This window comes from Pseudomonas sp. 02C 26 (genome assembly GCF_002843585.1).
Lineage (GTDB): Bacteria > Pseudomonadota > Gammaproteobacteria > Pseudomonadales > Pseudomonadaceae > Aquipseudomonas > Aquipseudomonas shirazensis.
Window position 1 is genome coordinate 3344341 of record NZ_CP025262.1, and the last position, 10398, is coordinate 3354738.

9 protein-coding genes are annotated in these 10398 nt (G+C 63.3%); 7 read left to right on the top strand and 2 right to left on the bottom strand.

Going from position 1 to position 10398, the window contains the following annotated elements; genetic code table 11:
• Nucleotides 1–2: 2 nt before the first annotated feature.
• On the bottom strand, nt 3–2021 hold the full coding sequence (locus tag CXQ80_RS15285; protein WP_101320934.1) for an alpha-1,4-glucan--maltose-1-phosphate maltosyltransferase: 2019 nt from the start codon (nt 2019–2021) through the stop codon (nt 3–5).
• Nucleotides 2022–2160: 139 nt separating this feature from the next.
• Between CXQ80_RS15285 and CXQ80_RS24855 the strand changes: the two genes are divergently transcribed.
• From CXQ80_RS24855 to CXQ80_RS15305, 5 genes are all read left to right on the top strand, one after another.
• Nucleotides 2161–2322, top strand: coding sequence for a hypothetical protein (locus CXQ80_RS24855; RefSeq protein WP_178080779.1), 162 nt, complete (start codon nt 2161–2163; stop codon nt 2320–2322).
• A gap of 350 nt (nt 2323–2672) precedes the next feature.
• Entirely contained in the window at nt 2673–3836 is a 1164-nt protein-coding gene (locus CXQ80_RS15290; RefSeq protein ID WP_101320936.1) for an isovaleryl-CoA dehydrogenase, read from the top strand.
• Nucleotides 3837–3854: 18 nt separating this feature from the next.
• Nucleotides 3855–5462, top strand: a complete 1608-nt coding sequence (locus CXQ80_RS15295) for a carboxyl transferase domain-containing protein (RefSeq protein ID WP_101320938.1) — start codon at nt 3855–3857, stop codon at nt 5460–5462.
• A gap of 4 nt (nt 5463–5466) precedes the next feature.
• Nucleotides 5467–6279: a gamma-carboxygeranoyl-CoA hydratase gene (locus tag CXQ80_RS15300; protein ID WP_101320941.1), complete on the top strand. Its 813-nt coding sequence runs from the start codon at nt 5467–5469 to the stop codon at nt 6277–6279.
• A complete protein-coding gene (locus tag CXQ80_RS15305) occupies nt 6276–8225 on the top strand; it encodes an acetyl/propionyl/methylcrotonyl-CoA carboxylase subunit alpha (RefSeq protein ID WP_101320944.1) in 1950 nt (649 codons plus the stop codon). Before CXQ80_RS15300 ends, CXQ80_RS15305 begins: the two co-directional genes overlap by 4 nt.
• Nucleotides 8226–8275: 50 nt before the next feature.
• Here CXQ80_RS15305 and CXQ80_RS15310 read toward each other — a convergent pair whose 3' ends face one another.
• Entirely contained in the window at nt 8276–8983 is a 708-nt protein-coding gene (locus CXQ80_RS15310) for a LexA family transcriptional regulator (RefSeq protein ID WP_101320946.1), read from the bottom strand.
• A 97-nt stretch (nt 8984–9080) separates the two neighbouring features.
• On the opposite strand from CXQ80_RS15310, the gene CXQ80_RS15315 reads away from it, so the two are divergent.
• Both CXQ80_RS15315 and CXQ80_RS15320 read left to right on the top strand, forming a co-directional pair.
• Nucleotides 9081–9386 (top strand): DUF6124 family protein, encoded by a 306-nt coding sequence (locus CXQ80_RS15315; protein WP_101320948.1) that lies wholly within the window; start codon nt 9081–9083, stop codon nt 9384–9386.
• A 431-nt stretch (nt 9387–9817) separates the two neighbouring features.
• Nucleotides 9818–10324, top strand: coding sequence for a sigma factor-like helix-turn-helix DNA-binding protein (locus CXQ80_RS15320; protein ID WP_101320950.1), 507 nt, complete (start codon nt 9818–9820; stop codon nt 10322–10324).
• The last annotated feature ends 74 nt before the right edge of the window (nt 10325–10398 follow it).

Below are 10398 nucleotides of genomic sequence, written 5' to 3' on the forward strand. Positions count from 1 at the left end.
GGCTACTGCGCGGCGCTGATACGCCAGATACCAAACGGCTGATAACTCGGGTCGATGCGCATCCACTGGGTCTTGCCGTGCCAGGTCCAGCGGTGGCCGTTCATCAAGTCCTCGCCGTAGGTGTCGGCGTTGTCATCCAGGCCCAGCTCCCACAGTGGTAGTTCAAAGTTCGCCTCCTGGACGTTGTCCGGGTCCAGGTTGATCGCGATCAGAATGTAGTTTTCGCGGTCGGCAGTGCGCTTGGCGAAGTACAGGATGTTGTCGTTCCAGCAGTTGAAGAACGCCACGCCCAGGTGCGTCTGCAAGGCCGGGTTTTGCCGGCGGATGCGGTTGAGCTGGGCGATCTCGGCAATGATGTTGCCGGGCGCGGTGAAGTCGCGTGGGCGGATCTCGTACTTCTCCGAATCGAGGTATTCCTCCTTGCCCGGAATCGCCGCCGCTTCGCACAGTTCAAAGCCTGAGTACATGCCCCACAGCCCTGAGCCCATGGTCGCCAGCGCGGCGCGAATCAGAAAGCCGGCACGGCCTGAGCGCTGCAGGAAGAATGGGTTGATGTCCGGCGTGTTGACGAAGAAATTCGGCCGGTAGCAGTGGCTCCATGGCGGCTGGTTCAGTGTCTCGAAGTACTTCTGCAGCTCCTGCTTGCTGTTGCGCCAGGTGAAGTAGGTGTAGCTCTGCGCATAGCCGACCTTGCCCAACCGGGCCATCATCGCGGGTTTGGTGAAGGCCTCGGCAAGGAACAATACGTCGGGATACTGGCTACGCACATTGGCGATCAGCCATTGCCAGAACGGCAGCGGTTTGGTGTGCGGGTTGTCGACGCGGAAGGTCTTGACCCCCTCCTCGACCCAGCCGATGACCACATCGCGCAGCGCCAGCCACAGCGAGGGCACGGCGTCGGCGGCATAAAAGTCGACGTTGACGATGTCCTGGTATTTCTTCGGTGGGTTTTCCGCATAGCGGATGGTGCCGTCCGGGCGCCAGCTGAACCAACCGGGGTGCTCGACCAGCCAGGGGTGGTCTTGTGAGCACTGAATGGCGAAGTCGAGGGCGATTTCCAGGCCGTGCTCGGCGGCTGCAGCCACCAGCCGGCGGAAGTCTTCGCGGCTGCCCAGCTGCGGGTGAATGGCGTCATGACCGCCATCGGCACTACCGATCGCATACGGGCTGCCCGGGTCATCAGGGCCGGCCTGCAGTGAGTTGTTGGGGCCTTTGCGGTGGCTGCGGCCAATCGGGTGAATCGGCGGGAAGTACAGCACATCAAAGCCCATGTCACGGATCATCGGCAGGCGCGCATGGACGTCGTTGAAAGTGCCGTGGCGCGCCGGATCATCGGTGATCGAGCGCGGGAACAGCTCATACCAACTGGCGAACTGCGCCGCCGGGCGATCGACGTCCAGAGGGAATTCGATACTGCGGGTCAGGTAGCTGCGGTGCTCGGCCTCGGCCATCAGGCGCGCCGCATCTTCGCCGAGCAGCAATGCAACCTGGGCTTGCTCATCAAGCTCGGCCAGACGCGATTGCAGCGTCAGAATCTGCTCGCGCAAGGCGCCGTCCGTGCGCTCGGCGCCCTTGCCCAACAGCAGGCGGCCCTCCTCCAACTCCAGCTTGATCTCGACCGCAGCGTTGAATTTCTTTTCCAGGTCGTAGCAGTAAGTGGCGTACGGATCGATCCAGGCTTCGATGATGAACAGGTGCAGGCCCAATCCAGTCGGGGTGAATTGCCCAAGCCACAGATCATTGCCGGCGTCCTCCATCGGCACACTGTGCCACTCGCGGCTGCGCGCTTCACGCCAGTGCAGCAGCACCATCAGCCGATCATGGCCGTCGCTGTAGACTTTGCTGCTGACCGTCACCGGCTGGCCGCTGATGGCCTTGGCGGCAAAGGTGCCGCCGTCGAGTACCGGTGCGGTGTCTTCAATGACCAGACGCGGCGCCAGCAACGCCTGGGCCAGGCTGATCGCCTGATCCGGGTGGTCATTGGCCATGGGCACGCTTTCGAAGGGCTCGTTGCGAGACATCGGACCTTGCTCCCTGTGGGCTTGAGGCGGTAAGGGTTCAGAGCCGTCGAACGCGTGGGGGGTTCAAAAAAAAATGAGCAAATGGCGCAGGCGTGGTTCAAAGCCTTTGCATCCCTCATTTACCCAGCGAGGTCAGGCCATGAACATTCCAATCCCGGCGGAGACACCCGATCCGAACATCGACGATCCAAGCTTGCCGCCGCCGGTGCCGCAGGATGATCCGGATGAGTTGCCGATCAAGCCGACCATACCGCCTACGGTGGGCGATCCGCCGAGTGAGGAACCGCCGGTCAAGGTTTGAGCATAGTCAACAGGCGCGCTGAGCCTGTTTATGTTTGTTGTGGTGTGATATCCCGAGGGCCGCTTTGCGGCCCTTTTTGATGGCTCAGACGCTTGGAAAGCCCCCACAGGCAGACTAACGTTTACGTAAAGGTGATGCCGTGATTGACAGCCCTTGGCCGCAGGTTTACGTTAACGTCAACCCGCACCACACCGTGTAGGAGCGGCCTAGTGTCGCGAAAGGGCTGCGTAGCGGCCCCAGATTGCAGCCTCGCCGCCGAGATTGCTGGGCCCGCTTTGCGGGCCTTTCGCAACACAAGGCCGCTCCTGCACAGGGCGTGATGGTTTCAAGAACAATAAAGGTACCCAAGCATGCATTACCCCAGCCTGAACTTCGCCCTCGGCGAGACCATCGACATGCTTCGCGACCAGGTCCGCGCCTTCGTCGCCGCCGAACTGGCCCCGCGCGCGGCACAGATCGACCAGGACAACCTGTTCCCCGCCGACATGTGGCGCAAGTTCGGCGACATGGGCCTGCTCGGCATCACCGTGCCGGAAGAATACGGCGGCGCCGGCCTGGGCTACCTGGCCCACGTCGTAGCCATGGAAGAAATCAGCCGCGGCTCGGCCTCGGTGGCCCTCTCCTACGGCGCCCACTCCAACCTCTGCGTCAACCAGATCAACCGCAACGGCAGCCACGCGCAAAAGCTCAAGTACCTGCCCAAACTGCTAAGCGGCGAGCATGTCGGTGCCTTGGCGATGAGTGAGCCGAATGCCGGTTCCGACGTGGTGTCGATGAAACTGCGCGCCGAACAGCGCGGCGACCACTACGTACTCAACGGCAGCAAGACCTGGATCACCAACGGCCCGGATGCCAACACCTACGTGATCTACGCCAAGACCGACCTGGACAAGGGTGCCCATGGCATCAGCGCGTTCATCGTCGAGCGCGACTGGAAGGGCTTCTCGCGCAGCAGCAAGTTCGACAAGCTGGGCATGCGCGGCTCCAACACCTGCGAGCTGTTCTTCGACAACGTCGAAGTGCCAGCGGAGAACATTCTCGGCCAGCTCAATGGCGGCGTGCGCGTGTTGATGAGCGGCCTCGACTACGAGCGCGTAGTGCTCTCCGGCGGCCCGACCGGGATCATGCAGGCCTGCATGGACCTGGTGGTGCCGTACATCCATGACCGCAAGCAGTTCGGCCAGAGCATCGGCGAGTTTCAGCTGATCCAGGGCAAGATCGCCGACATGTACACCCAACTCAATGCCAGCCGGGCGTATCTATATGCTGTGGCGCAGGCCTGCGACCGTGGCGAGACCACGCGCAAGGACGCCGCCGGGGTGATCCTCTACAGCGCCGAGCGCGCCACGCAGATGGCGCTAGAGGCGATCCAGATTCTGGGCGGCAACGGCTATATCAACGAGTTCCCGGCAGGCCGCCTGCTGCGCGATGCCAAGCTCTACGAAATCGGCGCCGGCACCAGCGAGATCCGCCGGATGCTGATCGGCCGCGAACTGTTCAACGAAACCCGCTGAGCACAAGGACCCGCGCCCATGGCTATTCTGCACACCCAGATCAACCCGCGCTCTGCCGAGTTTACCGACAACAGCGCGGCCATGCTCGAACAGGTTCAGGCGCTGCGCAGCCTGCTCGCCCAGATCAGCCAGGGCGGCGGCGCCAAGGCCCAGGAGCGGCACACCGCGCGGGGCAAGCTGTTGCCGCGCGAGCGTATCGACCGCCTGCTCGACGCTGGCTCAGCGTTTCTTGAAATCGGCCAATTGGCCGCTTACGAGGTGTACGGCGAAGACGTGCCCGCCGCTGGCGTGATCGCCGGCATCGGTCGGGTCGAGGGCGTCGAGTGCATGATCGTGGCCAACGATGCCACGGTCAAAGGCGGCTCGTATTACCCGCTGACGGTGAAAAAACACCTGCGCGCGCAGACCATCGCCCTGCAGAACCGCCTGCCGTGCATCTATCTGGTCGACTCCGGCGGCGCCAACCTGCCGCGCCAGGATGAGGTGTTCCCGGACCGCGAACACTTCGGTCGGATCTTCTTCAACCAAGCCAACATGAGCGCCCTGGGCATCCCCCAGATCGCGGTAGTGATGGGCTCGTGCACCGCCGGCGGCGCCTACGTGCCAGCAATGGCTGACGAGGCGATCATGGTCCGCCAGCAGGCGACGATCTTTCTCGCCGGGCCGCCGCTGGTCAAAGCCGCCACCGGCGAAGTAGTGACCGCAGAGGAACTGGGCGGTGCCGACGTGCACTGCCGCATCAGTGGCGTTGCCGACCACTACGCCGACAACGACGAACACGCCCTGGCCCTGGCCCGGCGCAGCGTGGCCAACCTCAACTGGCACAAGCTCGGCCGTCTGCAATGCCGCGCACCGGTTGCGCCGTTGTACAGCGCAGACGAGCTGTATGGCGTGGTGCCGGCCGACGCCAAGCAACCGTTCGATATGCGCGAGGTAATTGCGCGGCTGGTCGACGGCTCGGTCTTCGATGAATTCAAGGCGCTGTTCGGCACCACCCTGGTGTGCGGCTTCGCCCACCTGCACGGCTACCCGGTGGCGATCCTGGGCAACAACGGCATCTTGTTTGCCGAGGCCGCGCAAAAAGGCGCGCACTTCATCGAACTGGCCTGTCAGCGCGGCATCCCGCTGCTGTTTCTGCAGAACATCACCGGCTTCATGGTCGGCAAGAAGTACGAAGAAGGCGGCATCGCCAAGCACGGCGCCAAGCTGGTGACGGCGGTGGCCTGCGCCCAGGTGCCGAAATTCACCGTGATCATCGGCGGCAGCTTTGGCGCTGGCAACTACGGCATGTGCGGCCGCGCCTATGACCCGCGCATGCTGTGGATGTGGCCCAACGCACGGATTGGCGTGATGGGCGCCGAACAGGCGGCCGGGGTGTTGGTCCAGGTCAAGCGCGAGCAAAGCGAACGCGCCGGTGCGGTGTTCAGCGGTGCCGACGAAGCCGCACTCAAGCAGCCGATTCTTGACCAGTACGAGCGCCAGAGCCATCCCTACTATTCCAGCGCGCGGCTGTGGGACGACGGCGTCATCGACCCAGCGCAAACCCGAGATGTCCTGGGCCTGGCGCTGTCTGCCGCACTCAATGCACCGATCGAACAGAGCCGTTTCGGCATCTTCCGGATGTGACCCAATGAGCGACTACAGCACCCTTGAACTGATCAAGGATCCCCGCGGCTTCGCCACCCTTTGGCTGAACCGGGCCGACAAGAACAACGCCTTCAACGCGCAGATGATCCGCGAACTGATCGTCGCCGTTGACCGGCTTGGCGCCGACCCAAGCCTGCGCTTCGTCCTGCTGCGCGGCCGAGGCCGGCACTTCAGCGCCGGCGCCGACCTGGCCTGGATGCAGCAATCGGCGCAGCTCGACTTCAATACCAATCTGGACGACGCCCACCAACTGGGCGACCTGATGTACAACCTGTACAACCTCAAGCTGCCTACCCTGGCCGTGGTGCAAGGTGCCGCTTTTGGTGGCGCCCTGGGTCTGATCAGCTGCTGCGACATGGCCATCGGCAGTGAGGATGCGCAGTTCTGCCTGTCGGAAGTGCGCATCGGCCTGGCACCGGCGGTGATCAGCCCATTCGTGGTCAAGGCCATCGGCGAGCGTGCCACTCGCCGTTATGCGCTGACAGCCGAACGCTTCAGTGGCGTGCGTGCGCAGCAGCTGGGCTTGCTGGCTGAAGCCTACCCAGCGGAACAACTCGATCAGCAGGTCGAGGCCTGGGTCGACAATCTGCTGCTCAACAGTCCGCAGGCACTGCGCGCCAGCAAGGACCTGCTGCGTGAGGTCGGCCACGGCGAGCTGACTCCGGCAGTACGCCGTTATTGTGAAAACAGCATTGCCCGCATCCGCGTCAGCGCCGAGGGCCAGGAGGGCCTGCGCGCCTTCCTCGACAAGCGCCGCCCCGCCTGGCAACCCACCGACAAGGAAGCACGCCCATGAGCCACGCCACCCTGACTACCTTGCTGGTTGCCAACCGCGGCGAAATCGCCTGTCGGGTGATGCGCACCGCCAAAGCCATGGGCCTGACCACTGTCGCCGTGCACAGCGCCATCGACCGCGACGCATTGCACGCCCGCGAGGCCGATATCCGCGTTGATCTGGGGGGCAGCAAGGCTGCCGAGAGCTATCTCGATATCACTAAACTGCTGGCAGCAGCCAAAGCCAGCGGCGCCCAGGCGATCCACCCAGGCTACGGCTTTTTGTCGGAGAACGCCGGCTTTGCCCGAGCCATCGAGCAGGCCGGGCTGATCTTCCTTGGCCCACCGGCCAGCGCCATCGACGCCATGGGCAGCAAGTCGGCGGCCAAGGCGCTGATGGAGGCCGCGGGCGTGCCATTAGTGCCCGGCTACCACGGCGCTGCGCAAGATCTGCAGACCTTCCGCGAAGCCGCCGAGCGCATCGGCTACCCGGTGTTGCTCAAGGCCAGTGCCGGCGGCGGCGGCAAGGGCATGAAGGTCGTGGAAGAGGTCAGCCAGTTGGCCGACGCGCTGGCCTCGGCTCAGCGTGAAGCGCAGGCCTCGTTCGGCAATGCGCAGATGCTGGTGGAGAAGTACCTGCTCAAGCCGCGCCACGTCGAGATCCAGGTGTTTGCCGACCAGCACGGCAACTGCCTGTACCTGAACGAGCGCGACTGCTCGATCCAGCGCCGCCATCAGAAGGTCGTCGAAGAAGCGCCAGCGCCCGGCTTGGCGCCGGAGCTACGCAAAGCCATGGGCGAAGCTGCCGTGCGCGCTGCACAGGCAATTGGCTATGTCGGCGCCGGCACGGTCGAGTTTCTGCTCGATGCCCGCGGCGAGTTCTTCTTCATGGAGATGAATACCCGGCTGCAGGTCGAGCACCCGGTGACCGAGGCGATTACCGGGCTCGATCTGGTCGCCTGGCAGATCCGCGTGGCCCGCGGCGAACCGCTGCCGATCACGCAGGCGCAGGTGCCGCTGCGCGGCCACGCGATTGAAGTGCGGTTGTATGCCGAAGACCCGGCCAACGAGTTTCTGCCAGCCACCGGGCGCCTGGCGCTGTACCGCGAGTCGGCGCCAGGCGAAGGCCGCCGGGTCGACAGCGGCGTCAGTGAAGGGGACCAGGTGTCACCGTTCTATGACCCGATGCTGGGCAAGCTGATTGCCTGGGGTGAAGACCGCGAGCAGGCGCGTCTACGTTTGTTGGCGATGCTCGACGAATTCGCTGTTGGCGGAGTCAAGACCAATATCGCCTTCCTGCGGCGGATTCTGGCGCACCCGGCGTTCGCTGCCGCCGAGCTGGATACCGGCTTCATCCCCCGGCATCAGCAGGCATTGCTGCCGGCAGCTGGTGAGCTGCCCGCGCAGTTCTGGGAAGCCGCAGCACAGGCTTGGCTGCAGAGCGAAGCCACGCGGGTTCGTGAAGATGATGCCGACTCACCGTGGGCCGCCCCCACTGGACTGCGCCTGGGCCTGCCTAGCCAGAGCAGCGTCCACCTGCACAGCGGCGGGCAGGCTCAAGCCGTGACGCTGCAGGCCAGCGCGCCGTCGACCCTGCGCCTTGAGGGGGAGCAGTTGTGCCAGGATCTGGACGGCGTGCGCCGGCGCCATCTGGCGATTCGTCGTGGCGCCACCCTGTACCTGCACTGGGACGGCGACATGCATGCCGTCAGCGCCTACGACCCGATTGCCGAAGCCGAGGCCAGCAACAGCCAGCACGGTGGGCTGAGTGCGCCCATGAACGGCAGCATCGTGCGGGTGCTCGTCGCACCTGGACAGGCGGTCGAGGCCGGCACTGCGCTGGTGGTGCTGGAGGCCATGAAGATGGAGCACAGCATCCGCGCCGCCCAGGCGGGTACGGTCAAAGCGCTGCTGTGCGAAGAAGGTGACATGGTCGCTGAGGGCGCGGTACTGGTCGAGCTGGAGTAACGTCTGTGCGTGCTCCGTGGCCCGCTTTGCGGCGCCACGGAGCACGCCGATCAGAAGATGCCGTGCACGCGCACCACGACACCAAGGAATTCACAGCCCTCTTCACACACCAGCGTTGGGTAACTGCCATTCAGCGCCTTCAGGTAGCGTTGGCCACCCTCCTCCGTCAGCTGGCGGAAGATCGCCGATTTGCCAGGTTGACGGGCCACAACCAAACGCCCTGGCTCCACGGCAACGCCACTGTCAACCAGCACCAGCATGCCCTCGGCAACGCTCTTGCCACTGACTGCGCTCATCGCATCGTTTTCTACCGGTAGCCACCAGGCGTTGCCCTTGGCCAGATAGTCGGTCTGCTCGAAGACAGCAGGTTCGGCTGCCACCTCGCTGCCCAGCGCATCCCACGCCAGCAGCGGGTAACGAAAGCACACGATGTATTTGGTCCAGTCTTCATCTTCGACGCTGTCGTCGACGGCATAGCGCACGCGCTCTTCACCGATCTGCCCGGCCACCTGCAACTGCAGGCTGACGTGGTAGTGCGGCATGCCCAGTTCGACGAACACCTTGTTCATCGAATCGACCCGTGGTTGCCGGCGTTTGCACAGCCAGTGGCCAATGCTGCCCTGGGACACGCCAACGCGTTCGGCGAGCAATTCCTGCGAGATGTCGAGCTCCTCCATCCGGTCACGGATGAGGGCAATCCATTTATCCATATTCATCGCTGGCACGATACGGACTGCCTCTAGGCGCTCAATACACATAAGGTAGTATTTCCTTGAAAGCACACAAATACATTAGGTATTAGAATCAGGCAGAGTCCTTCCCACAGCGCCGTTCCCGGTATCAGGATGAAACCCCATGAAAAAAGACGAAACAGATCTGGACAGTGAAGCTGCGCGCCGCGCGCTCGACTACTACCTCAACCCCACCCCGCCGCGGCCCAACCTGGACAACAAGGTGTGGACCTTGCAGCCCGGGGTTTCCATTGGCGAAGCCCATGACCATGCGCTGGCCCTGCTGCGCTGCGCGGCGGCAACGGCCCATGAAACCGCCACCCACCAGGACGGCATGACCCGCGAGGTGACACTGGCGCTGATGCATATGGTGAACATGGCAAGGTCACTGCTCGAGCACAAAAAGGCAGTGATGACGGACGATAGATAAGAGAAGAACGTGAACGCCAGGTAACGGCAATGGCCCCGATTGCCGGGACAGGATGAGGAGTGCAGGTAATTTTTTTACCGATTTCAACAAATATCGTTTGACTGGCAAATGATAACGATTATTATTGCACTCAGCAGGTCGCGAGACCCGCTGGATAACCTGGAGACCTTAGGTCGGACTCTCAGATTATCTCCTCATCAGGCTAATCACGGTTTTTGACCCGGCTTTTTGCCGGGTCTTTTTTTTGGTCTTCAGGCTAATGAAGATGGGTACCGCTTGATGGCCGCGATCATAGCAAAAGTGTTTCTACAGGTGAATGGATGTAACAGCCTTTTACGCAAACAGCACTTGAGAATCAATCTCGTTAAGATTAAGCTGTTTGCGCATCAGGGAAGATGCCCCCACCCCTACACCTGAGCAAGGAGCCACCCATGACCCGCCTGCTGCCCCTTGAACAGCACCTGCACAGCCATACCGATGAAGACGCCTTGCTGCACCGTCTGCGCCGTCTACCGCGGCGGGTGCAACAAGTATTTCTGCTCAGCCGCCTCGAACAATTGCCGTTCGCCGCCATCGCCGAGCGCCTCGATCTCAGCGTACACACCGTCGAACGCCACATGCATCAAGCGTTGCAGGGCACTCAGGCTCGGCCTGACAGCTTTGCCAGCGCCGCCGGCCATTGGTATGTGCGCCTGCAAAACCCACAGGTCAGTGCCAGCGAGCGAATCGACTTCCGCCGCTGGCTGGACGCCGCCGACGAGCACTTGCAGGCCTTCCACCAGACCGAGCTGCACTGGCGCCGCCTGCTCGCCCCGGCACGTCAACTGGGGCAGGACGGTTGGTACCGGCATGGTCAGGCAGCGCTGTCACTGGGCGGTTGCTCGATCGCGGCCGGCCTGGGCCTGGCCGCCCTGCTGGCAATGGCGTACTGGGCGTGAGTAAACCCAGCCCTTGAGCCAAGCGCGGCCTGGCTGCGTTGCCGAGCAATGCCGACACTCCATGAAACACCCCC

Bases quoted from the DNA above. Each gene is read 5' to 3' on its own strand.
- CXQ80_RS15285 (WP_101320934.1), bottom strand. From the start codon at position 2,021: ATGTCTCGCAACGAGCCCTTCGAAAGCGTGCCCATGGCCAATGACCAC.
- CXQ80_RS24855 (WP_178080779.1), top strand. From the start codon at position 2,161: ATGAACATTCCAATCCCGGCGGAGACACCCGATCCGAACATCGACGAT.
- CXQ80_RS15290 (WP_101320936.1), top strand. From the start codon at position 2,673: ATGCATTACCCCAGCCTGAACTTCGCCCTCGGCGAGACCATCGACATG.
- CXQ80_RS15295 (WP_101320938.1), top strand. From the start codon at position 3,855: ATGGCTATTCTGCACACCCAGATCAACCCGCGCTCTGCCGAGTTTACC.
- CXQ80_RS15300 (WP_101320941.1), top strand. From the start codon at position 5,467: ATGAGCGACTACAGCACCCTTGAACTGATCAAGGATCCCCGCGGCTTC.
- CXQ80_RS15305 (WP_101320944.1), top strand. From the start codon at position 6,276: ATGAGCCACGCCACCCTGACTACCTTGCTGGTTGCCAACCGCGGCGAA.
- CXQ80_RS15310 (WP_101320946.1), bottom strand. From the start codon at position 8,983: ATGTGTATTGAGCGCCTAGAGGCAGTCCGTATCGTGCCAGCGATGAAT.
- CXQ80_RS15315 (WP_101320948.1), top strand. From the start codon at position 9,081: ATGAAAAAAGACGAAACAGATCTGGACAGTGAAGCTGCGCGCCGCGCG.
- CXQ80_RS15320 (WP_101320950.1), top strand. From the start codon at position 9,818: ATGACCCGCCTGCTGCCCCTTGAACAGCACCTGCACAGCCATACCGAT.